Genomic DNA, 18660 nt, shown 5'->3' with positions numbered 1-18660 from the left:
GCATGGTTATAGTCCGTTTGGAGGGCCTTCGTCAAGGATTTTATTTAATCGGAGGCTGCGCAAAGCAGGAAATTCACCCCGCCAGAAAATAGTTTCCTTATGGTTCGCATGCTATGTTTGCCGCAGGGGTGGGGCATTGAAGGAGTTCAATCATGGACCCAGCTATCACGTGGCTCGACTCGCAGCAAGCTGCGATGGAAAAGCTGCTTATCGACTGGGCGTCGATTAATACGGGGACCTATCACCTGGCAGGCGTTCAGCGTCTGGCCGATGAGGTCGATCGGAGTTTCGAGGAGATCGCCGGCAGCGTTTTGCGCCTTCCGCTGTCGCCGCACCACGAGATCAACGCCAGCGGCGAAGCGGTCGAAATGCCGGTTGGAGACGCGCTGGTCATCTCTCGCCGCGCCGAATCGCCGCTGCAAGCGGTGCTCGCGATTCATCTCGACACCGTCTATCCGGTCGACTCCCCCTTTCAAACGGTCACGTGCACCGACGAGCAAATTGCCGGGCCTGGCGTTGCCGACGCCAAAGGAGGCCTGGTCGTCCTACTGTACGCGCTGCTCGCGTTCGAACGGTATGTCGAGGCCTCGGGAGATACCCGGCTGGGATGGCGAGTGATTTTGAACAGCGACGAGGAGATCGGCTCTCCTTGCTCGGCCGAACTGTTTGGGCGATACGCCGCCGGGGCGGACTTCGGCATGGTCTACGAGCCGAGCCTGCCCAATGGCGATCTGGTCGGCGAGCGGGGCGGCTCTGGCAATTTCTCGATCATCGCCCGGGGACGATCCGCGCATGCCGGTCGCGAGTTTGACCAGGGACGCAACGCCGTGGTCGCCGCGGCCGAGGTCGCTCGGCAGTTGCACGCTCTCAACGGACGCTGGCCTGGCGCGACGTTCAACGTTGCGCGGATCGACGGAGGTTCGCCCTACAACGTCGTGCCGGATGTCGCCGTGGTACGGCTGAATATCCGCTATCCGCGGCCCGAGTTGGAGACGGAGATCTCCGCGGCGCTCGCCAAGATTTGCGGCGCAGCGGGTGACGGGATCACGCTGCAGCAAGAGGGCCAATTCTCGGCGCCGCCCAAGTTGCTGAGCCTGCCGCAAGAAGCGCTGTTGCAGCAATTCCAGCAGTGTGGTCAGTCGTTAGGGATCGGGCTTGAATGGCAGCGATCGGGCGGCGTCTGCGATGGAAACCGCTTGGCCGCCCTGGGCGTTCCCAATGTCGACACGCTGGGCGTACGCGGCGGCAATATCCACTCGACCGGCGAATACATGTGGCGGGCCAGTCTGGCCGAACGAGCGAAGCTATCGGCCAGTTTCCTAATTACCAAGAGTCGCGCCGGGAATTAGGCGAACTTTCGGCGAGAACATTTTCCCTTCTTTTCGGAGCAATCACGTATAATTGAAAGTCGTCAACCTTTAGAGCGGTTTTCCTCCATCTGTATCGTTCTGGCTGGTTGCGGCCGCGCTGGTCGGCGTTGACCTGCATCGACGAATCTTGAGGATTCGCCTGCTTCGGTCGCCTTGACCAGCTTGCCTCACCGGCGCCAGAAACGCTACAGCGATCAGAAAAACGCTCTAGGAGCAAGTGGGATGGATCAGCCGAAGTTGACTGCGGAAATGTTGAAAGCCGACCCCAGAGTCGTCGAGGCCAAACGACTCCTCCGCGAGGCTCTAGCGGAACATTCCGAAAAGCTGGCTCGTCGCGATCCGCTGCCAGAGCTGCAGGCCGATTACGAAGCGGCGCTCTCGCAATTCGCCGATCTCCGCGGTAACCCGCTCTACTATCCGTTTCTCGGCAGCGGCATCGGCCGCGGCAGTTTGGTCGAATTGGCTGACGGCAGCGTCAAGTACGACATGATCTCGGGCATTGGCGTCCATGTCTGTGGGCACAGCCTGCCCGAGTTGGTCGACGTGCTGACCGATGCGGCGATCGAAGACACCGTAATGCAGGGGAATCTGCAGCAGAACCGGGAGTCGCTGGAAGTTTGCCAGCGGTTGGTCACGCTCGCTCGCGGGCAAGGCGCCCCGATCGACCATTGCTTTTTGACCTCCAGCGGCGCAATGGCGAATGAGAACGCGCTGAAGATTTTGTTCCAGCATCGGACCGGCTCACACCGCATCTTGGCGTTTGACCATGCCTTCGCCGGGCGTTCGATCGTTTTGTCGCAAATTACCGATCGGCCGCGATACCGGGCCGGGCTGCCGGCGACGATCCCGGTCGACTTCGTGCCGTTTTACAATCCTGATGCCGGCGAAGAAAGCCAGCACGACGCCGTCGCCGCGCTTCGCATGTATCTGACCCGCTACCCGGGCGCCCATTGCGGTTTCATCATGGAGCTGGTGCAAGGCGAAGGGGGCTATCGAACGGCGCCAAAGTCGTTCTTTGCCGCGCTGTGCGAAGAACTACGTAGCGCGAGCGTGCCGATCTATTTTGACGAGATCCAAACCTTCGGTCGCACTCTGGCGCCTTTCGCCTATCAGATGCTCGGGCTCGATCAGTACGCCGATATCGTGACCGTCGGCAAAATGACGCAGGTTTGCGCGACGCTGTTCGGTGGCGCCATGAACCCCAAACCAGGACTGCTGAGCCAGACGTTTACCAGTTCGACAACGGCGCTGCTGGCGGCCAAGTACATTCTGGACCGGCTTCAGCATGGCGGCTTCTATGGCCCGGATGGTCGCAATGCCCAAATTCATCGTCGGTTCTGCATTCGCTTCGAGAAACTGAATCAGCGCCATCCGGAACTGATTCGCGGGCCGTTCGGCGTGGGGGGCATGGTGGCGCTGACGGCGCTCGATGGTTCGGCCGCGGCGGCGAAACGGGTGTTGACCGAGCTGTTCTCGGCCGGCGTGATCGCCTTCGCCGCGGGATCGGATCCGACTCGGATTCGCTTTCTGCCGTCGCTGTTGGCGGTCTCCGATGACGAGATCGAAGCGGTTTGCGACATCCTGGAGCAAACCTTGTTGCGTTCGCATCAGGAATCGAGTGGGAGTCCTGCATGAGCCAAGAACCGTTGCTCGTCGTGCGTCCGATTCAAATGGAAGACCTGAGTCAAGTCAATGCGTTGGCTAAACTGACCGCGACCGGACTGACAACGCTTCCCCGCGACGAGTCGCTGATGGAGAAGCGCATGAAGCAGGCGGTGCGGTCTTTCTCTCAAATGGAAGACGATTCCGTTCAGCACGAGTTGTTCTTGTTCGTTATGGAGGAAAAGCGGAGCGGCGAGATCGTCGGTACCTGCGGCATCGTGCCGAAGGTCGGCGGCTTCAAACCGAATTACGCCTACCAACTGCGGACCGAAGTGCACGAGTCGGAGACGCTGGGCCTGCGGTACGAACATGAGGTCCTGTACCTGGTGCGCGAGCACGACGGGCCAACCGAGATCGGCAGTCTCTTCCTACGGAGCGAGTTTCGCGGCGGCGGAACAGGTCGGGTGCTTTCGCTCTGCCGGTTTCTGTTCATGGCGAACTTTCCGGATCTGTTCGAGAGCGAAGTCATCGCCGAGATGCGCGGCGTGATCAACGAGGATGGATCGTGTCCGTTCTGGGACTCGCTCGCCCATCACTTCTTGGGGATCGACTTTCCCAACGCCGACATGCTGAGTCTTTACAACAAAGAGTTCATCGAAACGCTAATGCCGCGGCATCCGATCTATGTCGGACTCCTTCCGCCGGCGGCTCAAGCGTCGATCGGCGAAGTCCATCACTTCACCGCGCCGGCTCGGCGATTGCTCGAAGGAGAAGGCCTGGAGTGGCATGACCTGGTCGACATCTTTGAAGCCGGCCCCATCCTGCAGTGCAAGCGAGAAGAGATCCGGGCGGTGCGCGACAGCCGCGTCGACGCCATTGTAGAAATTGAAACGCATTTTGAAGACATGGGAGCGTTTCGCAGGTGTATCGCGACGACCGTTGGCGGTCCTTTTCTGGCGGCCGGCGGCTTGCTCTTTCTGCGCGAGGACGGCTTGGTGATCGAACAGACGCTGGCCGAAGCGTTGCAAGTTAGGCCGGGCGATGCGCTGCGATACGTCGACCTGCGAGTGGAGGCGTAGTCATGTTGTACATGGGCGGCAAGTGGAAAAATGGGGCAGGGCAGACGTTCGCGTCGACCAATCCTGCCAACGGAGAGACGGTGTGGGAAGGCGCAGCAGCCGCCGGCGCCGACGTTGACGCTGCGTTTGCAGCCGCTTCGGACGCTCTTTCGGCCTGGGGCGTCCAAACGGTCGAAGCTCGTGCGGAACTATTGCGGGCATTCGCCGAAATCGTCCGTCTGAATCGGACCGAACTGGCCGACGCGATCTCGGCCGAGGTGGGCAAGCCGCGGTGGGATGCCGCGTCAGAAGTCGACGCGACGGTCGGCAAGATTGAGGTGACGATTGATGCCCACGTGCGTCGCCGTGCCGAAGAGTCGATCGACCTGAAGGCCCGCATCGGACGAACCTGGTATCGTCCGCTGGGCGTGGTCGCGGTATTCGGCCCCTTCAACTTTCCGGCTCATATCGCCAACGGACAAATTGTCCCGGCGCTATTGGCGGGCAACTGCGTGTTGTTCAAACCAAGCGAACTGACGCCGCACGTCGCTGAGCTAATGACTCGCTTCTGGGAAGAAGCCGGCGTGCCGCCGGGCGTTTTCAATCTGCTGCAAGGAGACGCCCAAACGGGACGGCGAATCGCCGAGCACCCTGGCCTGCGGGGGCTCTTCTTCACCGGCAGTCTGCCAACCGGGCTGAAGTTGCGGGAGACGCTGGTCCATCGCCCCGAGGTGCTGCTGGCGCTCGAGCTGGGAGGAAACAATCCATTGGTCGTGCTTGAGCCGGATGAAAACCTGACGCAGGTCGACCAAGTGATTCAATCGGCGTTTATTACTTCGGGGCAACGTTGTACCTGCGTGCGGCGGTTGATCTTGGTCGGACCATGCGAGCAGTTTCTCGCCGCCTTGCGAGAAAAGACTGCCCAAATTGTGGTTGATGCGGCCGACGCAATTCCAGAGCCCTTCATGGGGCCGCTGATTCATGCGGCGGCGGCCGAACGCATCTTGAGCGAACAACAGCGTTTGATCGCCGGCGGCGCGGTCGAGCTGTTGGCGAGTCGGCAGTTGCCAAATAGCGCGGCGTTTCTTTCGCCGGGGCTGATCGACGTTACCCATTGCAGCGTGCGAACGGATGAGGAAATGTTTGGGCCGTTGCTGCAGGTTGTGCGGGTGGATGATTTCGCGGCGGCGATCGCCGAGGCGAACGACACCCGCTTCGGTCTGGTGGCGGGGCTGCTGGGCGGAGACCAGGCGGCGTTTGAGCAGTTCCGCCGCGAGGTCAACGCGGGGCTGATCAATTGGAACGTGCCGACCACCGGGGCCAGCGGCCGGCTTCCCTTCGGAGGAACCGGCGCCAGCGGCAACTATCGCCCGGCCGGTTATTTCGCCGCCGACTTTTGCAGCGTGCCGGTCGCCGGACTGGTTCCGGCCGACAAGTTGCCGGAGAGCCAGTCGTGACATCCGCATGCGAAGTCAATTTTGATGGCCTGTTGGGGCCGACGCATCATTTTGGCGGACTGTCGGCGGGCAACCTGGCGTCGCTATCGCATCGCCATCAAGTCTCATCGCCGCGGCAGGCCGCCTTGGAAGGCTTGGCTAAGATGCGCCGCGTGGCGAATATGGGAGTGGCGCAAGCGATCTTACCGCCGCAGCGGCGACCGCACTGGGAATGTTTAAGCGAGTGCGGCTTTACCGGCGAGCGGCATGAGGTGATCAAGCAAGTCGCCAAACAGAAGCCGAAGCTCTTGAGCGTCGCCTACAGCGCTGCGGCGATGTGGGCGGCCAACGCGGCGACCGTTTCGCCGAGCGCCGACACGACCGACGGTCGCGTACATTTGACGCCAGCCAATCTGCGGACGATGCCGCATCGGCGGATCGAGGCGGCGCCGACGACGCGGATGTTACGCGAAATTTTCGCCGATTCGAGATATTTTGTCGTGCATGATCCGTTGCCCGACGCGGCGAATTTTAGCGACGAAGGCGCCGCCAATCATACCCGGTTTTGCCAGCGTCACGCCGATCGTGGCGTTGAAATGTTCGTCTATGGACGGGAAGGGGAAGCGGACGATGCCGAAGGGCGTTTTCCGGCTCGCCAAACGCGCTTGGCCGCCGAGTGGATCTCGCAGCAGCATCAACTTTGGCCTCAGCGGACGGTCTTGGCCCAGCAAAGCCGCCGCGCGATTGACGCCGGGGTTTTTCATAACGACGTGATCGCGGTCGGCAACACGTCGGTCCACCTGGTGCACGAGCACGCCTTCGCCGATCAGGCGTCGGTCTTGCAAGAGTTGAACGAGAAGTTCGGCGGTGAGCTGACGACGCTCGAGATTTCCGAAGCGGAACTACCGCTGGAAGAAGCGGTGCGAACCTATTTCTTTAACAGCCAACTGCTCTCAACCGGCGAGACGATGACGCTGGTCTGCCCGGCTGAGTGTGAGCGGTCTGACGCCGCACGGAAGTTGATTGAGCGGCTGCTAGCCGAAACGAACCCGATTGCCCAGTGCGAGTTTGTCGACGTCCGGCAAAGCATGCGCAATGGGGGCGGCCCCGCTTGCTTGCGACTGCGCGTCGTGCTGACCGATAAGGAGTTGGCGGCGATCCCGCCGGCGATCTTATGGACCCCCAAACTCCATCAGCGCCTCAGCGATTGGATCGAGACGCACTATCGCGAGCGACTGTCGATCGCCGACCTGGCCGACCCGCGACTGGCCGACGAAGTGGAGGAGTCGCTGGATGAGTTGGGGCGTATTCTGGGAAACAAGCGACTGATCGCTTAACTGCGGCTGTCGGTGCTTTGAAAGATTTTGTCGGCGCTCTTGGCGACAAACCCCGAAAAGAGTTCGCCGCTGGGGAGCGGATATCGCCGGGCGAACTCGTAGTAACAGCCGGGGACCCGGTGCACTCCATCCGAAAACTGGACCGACACGGTCGACGCCATTGTCGACGATTGTTCCAGAAAGACTTCCGGCGAGCCTTTGATCACGCCCCCTTCCTGATTGAGCTCGAACCCATGTTCCACCAGCAGTTGGTTCAGTTCCTGTAGCGACGAAACCGAAGTCAACGCGTTGACGAAGACGGTGAAGTGATTGGCACAGAAACCGTGGGCCGCCATCCACGCGGCGTACTCGCTGACGTCGCGCAATTGCCGCCAATCTGAATACGACGACTGCCAAATCCGACCGGCGATGCAAAGCGGGTGATTGTCATCCCGCACCTGTTGATCGACTTGATCAACCATGCGCTCAACTATCTTGCGAACCGGCGCGTCGAACTTTTCGAGCAAGAGTTCGCTGATAAAGATCCGCGGCAGCGCCGGGTCGGGATGTTCAAAATGCTGAGCGTACAGCTTCTTCGCCTCAAAGTGGTACTCGTCGCCCACGACGTATCCTGCGGCCACAAACGACTTGGCGAGTTCCGCAACCCCGATCCGCGGATCGTTGAAGGTGCGAAACGCGATATGGTCGTTCTGTAGAGAATCGCCGCGGGCCGAGAGCAAGTCGACGATCTGCTCGGCCTGAGGATTCATGGCGCGAAACTTGCCCCACAGAAGATCGATCAGTTCGAGGACAGGAATCGCCATGGTGGTGCTCCGCAATATGTGGGGGCGAGAAGAGAGATAGTCGCTACTGGGGGAATTGTACGCCTGAGGGGGCGCTGCGGCGAATGGCAAATCGACGAGTTTGCGCGAACTGGCAGTCTGGCAACGGGGAACATTAATCCGTTGACCAGCGCGATTTTGTCGCCGAAGGCGCCATCTTCGCCATCCCGAAAAGTCGGTTAGTAAGCCGTCGGCGATTCAGAAACCGGCGGAGGATTGTCAATCAGCGTCAATCCGGCCAGGTTCTTTTCGCCAGGCGGCAGACAACAACTGGCCAGGTACCCCACGACAAAACAGACGGTAATGCCGATTGCCGTGAAGAGATACCCGCTGACGGAAGAGTATTTCCATAGCGAGAACATCACGCCGGCGCCGACGAGCGCGCCGATCATGGCGCCGGCTTCGGTGGTGCGTCGCGTCAACGCCCCCAGCAGAAACAGCCCGCCGAGGACGCCCATGAACAGCCCGATCACCTGCATGAAGGCGTCGAACAACGAACGAATCGACGGATCGGCGAACATCAGTCCCAGCGACGTTCCGGCTACGCCGATCAGCAGCGTGCAGAGCCGGGCGGCGTTGAGATACCCTTGTTCGCTGCGACAGATGCGCAGCGGGCGCAGAAAGTCGGTGACGACCGCGGTGGCGGTCGAGTTCATGCTGGTCGAAACGGTCGACTGCGCGGCGGCGAAGATCCCCGCCACGATCAGACCCGCCAGCCCGGCTGGTATTTCGCGGGCGATGAACAGCGGGAAGATTTGATCGGTGGTGATCGTCGGATCAAGCTTTTCGGGATGGCTTTGGTAGTAAGCGTGCAGCGCCGTGCCAATGCCAAAGAAGAGGATCGTCGCCGGGACCGCCAACACGGCGTTGGTCCAGATCGACCGCGCAGCCAGCGACTGCGTCGGCGTCGTCATGTACCGCTGCACGACGGCTTGATCGGCGGTGTACGAGGAAACGTTTTGTGCGATCGCCCCGATCACCACTACCCAGAGCGCCGTCTGCGTGTCGGTCGCATCCCAGTGCAAGTTGGCCAGGTTGAACTTGCTTTCGGCTGTGGCGATCGAGAGAAAGCCGCTCACCCCGCCATCGACGCCGGCAATCAACAAGCTGAGCGCCAGCACCGCGCCGCCGAGCAGCACAAAGGTCTGGATGGTATCGGTCCAAATCACCGCTTCGATACCGCCAAGCGTGCAGTAGAGAATGCTTAGTACGCCCATCAGCAGCACCGACTGAGCCGGCGTCAGCGGCGTTGCAATCGCCAGCGCCAGTCCGGTCAGCGACATCACCACCCCCATGCGAAACGTATGAAAGAGCGCAAAGCTGGCGCTGGCGAACATGCGAACCGAGCGGCCGAAACGTTTCTCGAGATATTCGTAGGCGCTGGTTGCGTCGATGCGGCGGTAAAACGGAAGCGCACCATAGACGGCCAGAATCGCCACCAGCGGAATTGCAAAGTTGCCGAGCGCAAACGCCCAGTCTTGCGCGTACGCCTTGGAAGGAAGACCGGTGAAGGTGAGCGAACTGAGCATCGTGGCGAAGATGCTGCAGCCGGCCGCCCACCACGGAATGCGCATACCGCCCCGGAAGAAGTCGTCGGTGTTCTTATTCATCCGAGCGAAGTAGACCCCAACGCCGACCATCCCCGTCAGGTAAACCAGCAGCACGAGGTAGTTGAGCGTGCCGAAACTGGCGGTCGACGAGACGGTCTCAATTCGCCAGACATGGGGCGAGCGAACGCGCGGGCGGACTTCTCCGCTGGGCAAGATGATCGCGCCGTCCCAGCGGACGGCGGTGGTGGTGACCAGGTTTTCGGGCGTTTCGCCGGCCGTCGACCAGGCGTCGGTAATCGTGTGATAACTAAGCGCCTCGCGCGGGAAGCCGGGATGATCGTCCTGCAACTCATCCGACTTATCGAAGTTGCTCTCATCGGCGCTGCCGACCACCAGGATGTGACTTTGCCCGCTGCCGATCGCCTCGCCTGCCATGACGACGCGGGGAGCGTCGCGGCGTTGTTTCCACTGGCGAGAGATTGGTTCGTACCGCCAGACGTCGCGCAAGAACTGCGTCTTGCCGGCCTCCTGACGACGCCCGCCGATGACGTACAAGCAATCGCGAAAGCCATCGTGCTGCCCCGTGACCAAGGCGAAGGCCCGCGTCGGACCGGGGAGCGCTGGCAGCGGTTGCCAGACGTTGGAATCGGTAGCCGATAGATTCGCCAAATCGAGCGCCCACAGTTGGTTGGTGGCGCTATACAGACCCAGCTCTTTTTGCCCGCACGTAACGTAGACCGTTTGGTCGATCAGCGCCGCTTGTACGTAAGAGCAGGGCGACGGCAATGGCGGACCGGGCGTCGCGCTGACTTGCTGGCCATCCCAGCGGAGCAGAAAAACGTCGCGATAGGTTTGCTGGGCGTCATTTCCGCCGATGCACAAAACCCCCTCCGGCGTCGAGACGCTGGCCCCATACGCGATCGGCCGCGGCAGCGATCCACCGTCGCGCCACTGGTACTGACCATCTTGTTTCGTCAGCACATGGATCTGGTCGACCCACTGCTTACTATTTTTCCAAACGGGGCGGGGAAAATTTGCGCCCCCGGCGACGATTAACCCGTTTTGGTGGACGCCGGCGAATGGGCCAGCCACCCCAAGTTGGTTTGGTAGCGGCGGCAGTTCGGTCCACTTTAGGCGGTCCTCCCCCATGCAGGCAGACGAGAAGGCCGAAAAAACGAAGATGAAAACGGGAAAGTAGCGAGATTGCAAATTCGGGGCGAGCAAGTTTGACACGCTTGGCTGACTCCCATCGGGTCGCATTGCGAAGGCATTGGCGCGGCGTCCACGGACAGAACCCAGCGTAGCTCAGATTGACCGTTAGGGAAAAGCAGGGAACGTGCCGCGTAATGCGCAAGCAGTGACGTCCGCCGTCGATAATCGGCTGCGCTCATTCCGAGGAGAAAGCATATCGGCTGTATAGAAAATAGGCCCCAGCTTAGTACAGCAGGAAGGCTTCGCGACGTTGGGTAAACTCGTCGAGCCCCGCCTGGTACGACTTGGTGATCGTCTCGGGAGAATCGCCCGCTTCGATCTGCTTCAGGACCGACGCACTGCCGAGCAGCGTCGGCAGTCGTTTCGTTTCCCACTCTTGGGGATAGGTTTTCCTCAGTGCGGCGGCCAGCGACCAGGCCAATTGCACCGGGCGAAAGGTTTCCCAGTCGGTGATCACAAAGTTGACGCCGTTGCAAAGTTCGCCTTCGTACTTGCTGCTGGTCGGCGTGAACTCGATCGGTACGATTCGTACGCCCGGGGGCTCGTACGCTTCGATCGCGGCGGCCAGTTCGGGACCGTTGATCCAGGGAGCGCCGATTTGCTCGAACGGCGTATCAGTACCGCGACCGACCGAGATGTTGGTCGTTTCCAAGATGCCGACGCCGGGGTAAAGCAGGGCCTCGGTCAGCGAGCGCATGTTGGGCGAGGTATTTCGCCACGGCAGGCCGGTATCAAACAGCATGGCGTCGCGCCGCCAGTTTGCCATTTTGACGACGGTCAGGTCGGCGCCCAATTTCTTCTCGGCGTTGAGCAACTGGGCGATCTCGCCGATCGTCATCCCATGCCGAATCGGTAGCGCGTGGAAGGCCACGAACGACTCTTTGGCGTCGTCCAGCATCGGACCTTCCATCGTCACGCCGTTGATCGGGTTGGGGCGATCGAGCACGACGAACTTGATGTTGTTCTCGGCGGCCGCTTCCATCGCCAGCCCCATCGTCGAGATGTACGTGTAGAACCGGCAGCCGACGTCTTGAATGTCAAAGACGAGCCTATCGATCCCTTTCAGCATTTCGGGCGTCGGCTTCCGCGTCTTGCCGTACAAGCTTTTCACCGCCACGCCGGTCTTCGGGTCGACGGTGTCGCCGATCTCCGATTGATCGAGCGCGCCGAAGAAGCCATGCTCTGGGCTGAAGATGGTGACCAGTTCGACGTCGGGCGAATTGGCCATCAGTTCGACGATCGATTCTCCCGACTTGGTGCGGCTGGTATGGTTGCCGATTACGCCCACCTTTTGTCCCTTCAAGGCCGCGAATTTGCTGTCGGCCAGCACGTCGATGCCGAGCTTGGTCGACAGGGCAGGGGAGGTCTGCGCCTTCGGTAAACAAGCGCCGCTGGCGATCGTGCCGATCTTGCCCGCCAGATCGTTGACCGATCCCTTGCCGTTGGGATGAACCCGATTGGAGAGGAACAGCACGATCAGATCCAAACCAGGATCAATCCACAGGGCCGTTCCAGTAAAGCCGCCATGGCCATAAGCGGCCGGCGTCATCAGGTCGCCCCGATTGCGGGAGTAAACGCTTTGCTTGTCCCAGCCCAGGCCGCGGTTGTTGCCGACGGCGTCATGCGGGCTGGTCATCCTGGCCAGCGTCTGCGGATTCAGGACCGTATTCTCGCCGCCGATACGGGCGTCGAGCATCGCCTGAGCGTAGATCGCGATGTCGTCGGCCGTGCTAAACAGACCGGCGTGGCCGGCGACGCCTCCCATGGCGCGAGCCCGCGGATCGTGAACCGTTCCTTTCAGCCACTGGCCATCGACCTCTTCGGTGGTGACCGCTTTTTCGCACAGCTCCGGCGACGGGTTGTAACCGCTTTGCTGCATGCCGAGCGGCTCGAAGATACTCTCTTTTGCGTATTGATCAAGCGGCTTGCCGCTAACCCGGGCGACAATCTCGCCGAGCACCAAGAAGCCGACGTCCGAATAGCGGAACTTGTCTCCCGCCGGCGAGAGCAACTTCAAATCGCAGATTTTCTCGTACGCTTCGGGCCAACCGTTCTTGTAGTCGGCCAGGGCGTTGTCAGGCGTCAGACCGCCGACGTGGATCATCAACTGCTCGACGGTGACGTTTTCCTTGCCATGCCCCTTGAACTCGGGCAGGTAGGTCGAGACTTTCTCGTTCAAGCGGACGTCGCCGCGCTGGATCAGTTGCATGATGCTGGTGGCGGTGGCGATCGGCTTGGTGATCGAGGCCATATCGAACAGCGTGTCGGTCGTCATCGCTTCGACCGTCGGAGTAATTCGCCGATTGCCGAACGCTTTTTCAAAGACGATCTTGCCTTGGCGAGCGACCAACACGACGCAGCCCGGCATCTTCTTCTCTTCAAGGGCGATAGCGACCTGACGCTCGATATCGGCGCCAAAGTCGGCCTGCATGCCGACTTCGTTCGGCGTCGCATGAGGCAGTTGCGCCCAGGCGGAACAAGGGGACGCCAAGAGCAACGCGGTCCAGATCAACAAGCGATATTTCATGAGTGTTCCTCGGCGGGAGTTCCTCGCGGCAGCGCCGCTTCGCTGGGAAGAATTTTCGATAAGAGCGTGGCGACGCAAAACGTACTGCTGGCGGCGAGCGGAGCGTACCAATAGCCGCTGACGTTGGTCGAGTATTTGATAGTCAGAATGACAATTGCGCCGCAGATCAGCGCCGTGTTGGCTTGCCAACTAGGGATCCGTCCGATCACGATGGCGACCAGAAAAAGTCCCAATAGCAGGCCGGCCGAAAATCCGGCGATCGCCAGAGCCTGGTCGACGACCGAATTGCCGAACGCGAACCAATAGGCGCCAGTCGCGACGACCGCCTGCAGGATGGTGAAAACCAACGTAAAACTGCGACCCAGAAGAAGACGCCGAACGTCGGGCAGGTGACGCCAAGCGTCTCCTCCCAGGTCATCGAGCAGGGAACTTGCCGACGAGTTGACCGAGCTGGACAACGTCGACATCGCCGCGGCGAAGACCGCCGCCAAAATGACGCCGCGCACGCCGATCGGCAGGTCGTCGACAATGAACCGGGCGAACGCTTGATCGCCGGCCAGACTGAGCATCTCGGGATTGAACTGCGTGAAGTAGCAAGCCAGCCCAACGCCGATCGCCAGGAACAGTGCGAACTGCAAAAAGACGATCGGCCCGCTCCAAAACAGGGCCCAGCCGGCGGCCCGTTGATTCTTGGCGCACAGGTAACGCTGCACGATCAACTGATCGGCGCCATGCGTCGCCAGGCTCAACACGCCGCCGCCAAAGATGCCGGCCCACAGCGTCAAGTGACCGTCGCTCGGCAGGAAGGCGAGATCAAACAGGTGCAAGCGACCCGTGTCGGCGGCGAATTGCCAGTACTGATCAAAGCCGCCGGGCAAGCGATAGAAAATCAGTCCCATCACCAACAGCGCCCCGCTCATGTACACGGTGAATTGCAAACAGTCGTTCCAAATGACCGACCGCACGCCGCCGCACAGCGCGTAAACGGCCGTAGCGATCGCCAAGATCATCACGCTGACTGCAAACGGAATGTCGACGACCTGCTGTAGCGCCAGCGCCGTCAGAAACAACCGCAAGCCGTCTCCCAGGGTGCGGGCTCCCAAGAAGAAGAGCGAAGCGAGTTTGCGGGTCGACGGACCAAAATTCCGCTGCAAGACCGCGTAGGCGGTCGAGTCTTCATGACGAAAGTAGAGCGGCAACAGAAAGGTCAGCACCGCGATCCGGCCAATGATGTAGCCGATCGCCAGTTGCAGGAACGAGAAGTTGCCGCCGGGAATGAACGCCTTGCCGGGGACGCTTAAGAAGGTGACGGTGCTGGTTTCGGTAGCGACGATCGACAGAAGCAACGCCCACGACGGCATGTCGCGGGAACCGAGGAAAAACTGCGTCGTCGAACTCTGTCCCCGCCCCAACCAGACGCCGAACAACGTGGTGGCGACGATGTAGCAACCAATGATGCCGATATCGACCGGAGAAATCGCCAGTGATGCGATAGAGATCATAGAATCCGTTGCGAAAGACCCGAACGAGCGACGAGGAGCCAGGTGGGAAAACCGCCATTTCAGTCCCTGCCTACGAACGCGCAAGTGGCGATTGATACGCGGTTTTCTTTCCATGTTAGTCTATATCGCCAAGGTCGGATCGCTAGGCGCAAAAGCGCAGTAATTTCTACGCTTTGCGCAGGTTTTCTTTGAATTGCGATACCCCGCGGTTACACTCGGAAGTGTTGAAAATATCTCAGCTGTCGGACACTCATCGCAGACTCACATGCTCAAGCATCTCACCACCGAAGCAATTAATCCGGCCTCGGAGTCGCTCGATGATTTCACGACGTATGAAATCGTCCAGTTGATCAACGGTCAGGACGCCGGAGTCGCTCAAGCGGTCGCCAAACAGACGCAGCCGATCGCCGATGCGATCGATGTCATCGCCGATCGCTTGGCCAAAGGTGGGCGACTGATTTACTTTGGCGCCGGCACCTCGGGCCGCTTAGGCGTGCTTGACGCTTCGGAGTGTCCGCCGACGTTTAACTCGGATCCCAAGCAGGTGGTCGGCTTGATCGCCGGCGGCCCGATCGCGCTGACTACCGCGGTCGAAGGCGCCGAAGATCATCCTGAACTGGCGGTGCAAGATCTGCAGGGCATACAGCTTTCTGGCAAAGATGTCGCCGTCGGCATCGCGACCAGCGGACGCACGCCGTATGTGGTTGGCGGACTCGACTACGCGCAGCAGATCGGCGCGTTTTCGATTGGCTTGGCTTGTAACGATAATAACGAACTGGCGTCGCGCTGCGATCTGGCGATCACGCCGGTCGTTGGTCCCGAAGTCGTTAGCGGCTCGACCCGCATGAAAGCAGGCACCGCGACCAAGATGGTCTTGAATATCCTCAGCACCGGCGCCATGATTCGAATTGGCAAGACGTTCGGTAACCTGATGGTCGACCTGCGAGCAAGCAACATCAAGTTGCACGCTCGCGCGATTCGGATCGTTGGCGCCGCGACCGATCTGGGCGAAGCCGAAGCCGATCAGTTGCTGAAGCGGTGCGGGGGCGAAGTGAAGACGGCGATTTTCGTCTACCTGGCCGACAAGACGCCGGAAGAAGCCTGCCGCTTGTTGGAACAAGCGGACGGCCATTTGAAACAAGCGTTACGCACCGCTGGCGAGGGAAGCTCGCCGGCCTAAGACAAGGCGCCGGCGATGCCGCCCGAAACAACCACGGACCAGCGTACTTTCTATCTTGGCGTCGACGGCGGGGGGACGAAGACCTCTTGCTATCTGGGCGCGGTCGGCCCTAGCGGACAACTGCATGTTCTTGGCCGCGGCGTTTCGAGCGGCAGCAATCCACGCACCACCGGAATGGATGCGGCGGTCGCCGCCATTGTCGAAAGCGTTCGGCTGGCCAAAGAAGAAGCGGGCGCTCGCGTTACAACATGTGAGCGGGCCTTGCTGGCGATCGCCGGCACGCTTGATCTCTCCTTCCGTCGCGAACTGGCTACACGCCTTCTGTCAGCCGGCGTGGCGACAAAGTGCGATGTTGTGCCTGATCTGATCCCGTTGCTGCAATCGGAAACCAGCGACACGCAGGCCATCGGCATTGTCGCCGGCACCGGCTCGGTCGGCATCGGTCGAGACGCCGAAGGGCAAATCGTCATCCTCGGCGGCTGGGGGCCTTTGATCGGGGATGAGGGGAGTGGATTTACGCTAGGTAGGCAGGCGTTGCGTTGTGCGCTAGAGGCGCTGGAGTTTGGTCCTATGCTTGATCCAATGGCCATTCTGGTTTGCCAGCAGTGGCACGTCGGCTCATTGACCGAAGCGCTTGATCGACTGTCCGCGGCCGAGGATCAACGCGCCTTGATCGCCGGACTCGCCCAGCCTGTAATCGAGTTGGCCGTCGATGGTGAATCGATCGCAGATCTGCTTGTTGATCAGGCAATCCGCCAATTGGTCGATCTGGTCGAACGCGTTCGCAGCCGCATCGAACTGACGCTCGTTACCTACCGCAACGGCCGCATTCCGCTCACCATCTCCGGCGGCCTGTTCCAATCAGGCGACTATTTCCGCGAGAAGTTCGCAAAGGAACTGATCGCCCGCAGAATCGCCGTCCAGCTGCGTCATCTGCAAGACCCAACTCATGCCTGTCTCGAACTAGCCGCCAACGGCCAGTTCGCCGGAGAGCTAAACGTTCTGCGGTAAAACCGCAGAAACACTAACCCGAGGCGCGAGCCGAGGGAATGCGTGCACCACTCCAACCCGGCTGCTACATTGACACGAACGCTTCGCACTTCGCTATTCTTTCAGCGTAGGCAATGTGAATATTCGTCGCCCAAACGAACCGCCGCTTCCCGCACCATTGGCCTATTTCTTGACAAGGCGAACCTACGGCAGTTGGTTGCCGGGGGACGATCGCGGGTGGGTGAAAAAGTCTCGCGGTGACCAACGTCCTAACTGCCTGTTGAAAACTGCCATCGTGGCTTTTTCCAACCTCGCCAGGCTCAGAGCATAGCTCTTCGCGGCTCGCAAAATAACGACTTACGTCGTTATTTTGCGATCGCATCCGTGCGATCACGCAGTCCGTCGAGAAAATCAACGGACTGCTAACAAGATTCGGCAACGAGCGGCGACGCAGTCAATGAAAGAGGAGGAGGTATTCCTGAATCTTGAGCAACGGCAGGTCGTCGAGCAAGCGATTGGCGATCACTGCCATTTTCGGAATTGGATCCTTCACGCGGTCAACTGCCGTTCGAATCACGTTCACGTCGTGGTCGCGGCCGACGTACATCCTAAAGAAGTGATGCGGCAATTGAAGTATTGGGCGACGCGGCGGTTGAACGAAATGGGGGCGTCACGCGAAGCGTGGTGGGCGGAACTAGGCAGCGGACGCGACTTGAATGACGAGGTAGCGCTGGTAGGCGCGATCATTTACACACTCGAGGCGCAGGACCGTAAATGATGGGGGCCGCATTCCCTCGGCTCGCGCCTCGGGTTAGTTTTACTGCAGCGGCGTGATGCTGCCGCCGATGGTCGGTTCGCTGCAGCCGGTCGTTTCTGGGATCGTCAGCGGCAGACCAAGCTGGTGGCGGACGGCGAGCCAGGCGAAGCATTCCGCTTCGAGCGTATCGGGCGAGAGGCCCCGTTGGCTGATCGAGCGGACGTCTGTGAAGCGGTCGACCAGCATCTTCATGATGACCGGATGATGGACGCCGCCGCCGGTGACCCATAGTACGGCCGGTTCTTGCGCCATCCGAGAAACGGCGCCGCTGATCGCTTGCACGGTGACGGCGCACAACGTGGCGGCGCCATCCTCGACGCTGAGCCCCGAGACGTCGACATGATCAAAATCAAATCGATCGGCCGACTTCGGCAGCGGCTTGCGGAAGAAGTCGACCGAGAGCGCTTCGCGGACGATCCCTTCGTGCACTTTTCCTTTCAGCGCCAAGCGGCCATCCTCGTCGTGACTGATGTCGGCCATCTCCTGGACCCATTCGTCCAGCAGGCCGCACCCCGGGCCGGAGTCGCCGGCGATGATCTCACCGTTGGGACCAAGCCAGGTGACGTTGGCGACGCCACCGAGGTTCAGCACGACGACCGGTTCCGTTTCGTTGGCGAAGATCGCCCGATGGAATAGCGAGACGAGCGGCGCCCCTTGTCCTCCGCGGGCCATGTCATGGCGGCGAAAGTCGGAGACGACCTGAATGCCGGTTTGCTCGGCCAACAGCCAGGGATTGCCCAGCTGCAGCGTGAGTCCTTCGCCTGGAAAATGGCGTACCGTGTGGCCATGAAAGCCAATGATCGCCGCGTGCCGAGCCGCGTCGCCCAGTTGCGCGATCAGCGCTTTGACCGCCTGGACGTGATGGAGCGTCAGCTCGCGCTCCACGCGCAATAGCTCATCGATCCGGACGTTGTGCTGCGAAGCCTCGAGCACGCGAGCCCGCAGTTGCTCGGGATAGGGGAGCGTGAGCCCGCCGAGAAAATCAACGTCGCTTTCGCCATCGGTGCTGATCAGCGCCGCGTCGACTCCATCAGCGGAGGTGCCGCTCATCAGCCCAATTGCAAAATGTTGTTTATTCATTGCCACAACAGTCGGCGTCTGGTTGTTCGTCAATAGAAAGCTCTAACAGGCATCCTACACGAAATAGCAGGGCGAATCCTGCCGCTCTTTGCAGAACGAAGGATCTGCTTCCAAATAGTCGGCTTGCCGAAGCGTGGTGATATAGAGAGAATTCTAGATCGCGTTTGCGCATCCGCCA

At 60.6% G+C, this 18660-nt stretch carries 13 protein-coding genes; 8 read left to right on the top strand and 5 right to left on the bottom strand.

What is annotated here, in order from left to right:
- The first annotated feature begins 152 nt into the window (after nt 1–152).
- From Enr8_RS22460 to astB, 5 genes are all read left to right on the top strand, one after another.
- Nucleotides 153–1349 (top strand): hydrolase, encoded by a 1197-nt coding sequence (locus Enr8_RS22460; protein WP_146436049.1) that lies wholly within the window; start codon nt 153–155, stop codon nt 1347–1349.
- A gap of 243 nt (nt 1350–1592) precedes the next feature.
- Nucleotides 1593–3005, top strand: a complete 1413-nt coding sequence (locus Enr8_RS22455) for an aminotransferase class III-fold pyridoxal phosphate-dependent enzyme (RefSeq protein ID WP_146436047.1) — start codon at nt 1593–1595, stop codon at nt 3003–3005.
- The gene (locus Enr8_RS22450) at nt 3002–4051 is read left to right on the top strand and encodes an arginine N-succinyltransferase (protein ID WP_146436045.1); all 1050 of its coding nucleotides are present in this window, start codon (nt 3002–3004) and stop codon (nt 4049–4051) included. Before Enr8_RS22455 ends, Enr8_RS22450 begins: the two co-directional genes overlap by 4 nt.
- A gap of 2 nt (nt 4052–4053) precedes the next feature.
- Nucleotides 4054–5487, top strand: a complete 1434-nt coding sequence (locus Enr8_RS22445) for a succinylglutamate-semialdehyde dehydrogenase (RefSeq protein WP_146436044.1) — start codon at nt 4054–4056, stop codon at nt 5485–5487.
- On the top strand, nt 5484–6803 hold the full coding sequence (gene astB / locus Enr8_RS22440) for an N-succinylarginine dihydrolase (protein WP_146436042.1): 1320 nt from the start codon (nt 5484–5486) through the stop codon (nt 6801–6803). Before Enr8_RS22445 ends, astB begins: the two co-directional genes overlap by 4 nt.
- On the opposite strand, the gene Enr8_RS22435 is transcribed toward astB, so the two are convergent.
- The 4 genes from Enr8_RS22435 to Enr8_RS22420 all read right to left on the bottom strand — a co-directional run bounded on the left by Enr8_RS22435 (nt 6800) and on the right by Enr8_RS22420 (nt 14415).
- Nucleotides 6800–7606 carry a DUF1338 domain-containing protein gene (locus Enr8_RS22435; protein WP_146436040.1) on the bottom strand — a complete coding sequence of 269 codons (807 nt, stop codon included), beginning with the start codon at nt 7604–7606 and terminating at the stop codon, nt 6800–6802. The genes astB and Enr8_RS22435 overlap by 4 nt on opposite strands.
- 197 nt (nt 7607–7803) lie before the next feature.
- Nucleotides 7804–10407, bottom strand: a complete 2604-nt coding sequence (locus tag Enr8_RS22430) for a sodium:solute symporter family transporter (protein WP_456236737.1) — start codon at nt 10405–10407, stop codon at nt 7804–7806.
- Nucleotides 10408–10609: 202 nt separating this feature from the next.
- Nucleotides 10610–12913, bottom strand: a complete 2304-nt coding sequence (locus Enr8_RS26320) for an exo-beta-N-acetylmuramidase NamZ domain-containing protein (RefSeq protein WP_146436035.1) — start codon at nt 12911–12913, stop codon at nt 10610–10612.
- Nucleotides 12910–14415: a sodium:solute symporter family transporter gene (locus Enr8_RS22420; protein WP_186767812.1), complete on the bottom strand. Its 1506-nt coding sequence runs from the start codon at nt 14413–14415 to the stop codon at nt 12910–12912. Before Enr8_RS22420 ends, Enr8_RS26320 begins: the two co-directional genes overlap by 4 nt.
- Before the next feature lie 265 nt (nt 14416–14680).
- Here Enr8_RS22420 and murQ point away from each other — a divergent pair, with 265 nt between their 5' ends.
- The 3 genes from murQ to Enr8_RS22405 all read left to right on the top strand — a co-directional run bounded on the left by murQ (nt 14681) and on the right by Enr8_RS22405 (nt 17363).
- Nucleotides 14681–15595: an N-acetylmuramic acid 6-phosphate etherase gene (murQ, locus tag Enr8_RS22415; protein ID WP_146436030.1), complete on the top strand. Its 915-nt coding sequence runs from the start codon at nt 14681–14683 to the stop codon at nt 15593–15595.
- A gap of 15 nt (nt 15596–15610) precedes the next feature.
- A complete protein-coding gene (locus Enr8_RS22410) occupies nt 15611–16606 on the top strand; it encodes an N-acetylglucosamine kinase (protein ID WP_146436028.1) in 996 nt (331 codons plus the stop codon).
- Nucleotides 16607–17099: 493 nt separating this feature from the next.
- A complete protein-coding gene (locus Enr8_RS22405) occupies nt 17100–17363 on the top strand; it encodes a transposase (protein ID WP_246120230.1) in 264 nt (87 codons plus the stop codon).
- Nucleotides 17364–17402: 39 nt separating this feature from the next.
- On the opposite strand, the gene Enr8_RS22400 is transcribed toward Enr8_RS22405, so the two are convergent.
- Nucleotides 17403–18482: an anhydro-N-acetylmuramic acid kinase gene (locus Enr8_RS22400; protein WP_146436024.1), complete on the bottom strand. Its 1080-nt coding sequence runs from the start codon at nt 18480–18482 to the stop codon at nt 17403–17405.
- Nucleotides 18483–18660: the final 178 nt, after the last annotated feature.

The organism is Blastopirellula retiformator, assembly GCF_007859755.1.
GTDB lineage: Bacteria > Planctomycetota > Planctomycetia > Pirellulales > Pirellulaceae > Blastopirellula > Blastopirellula retiformator.
This window is presented reverse-complemented; position numbering and strand designations above follow the sequence as displayed.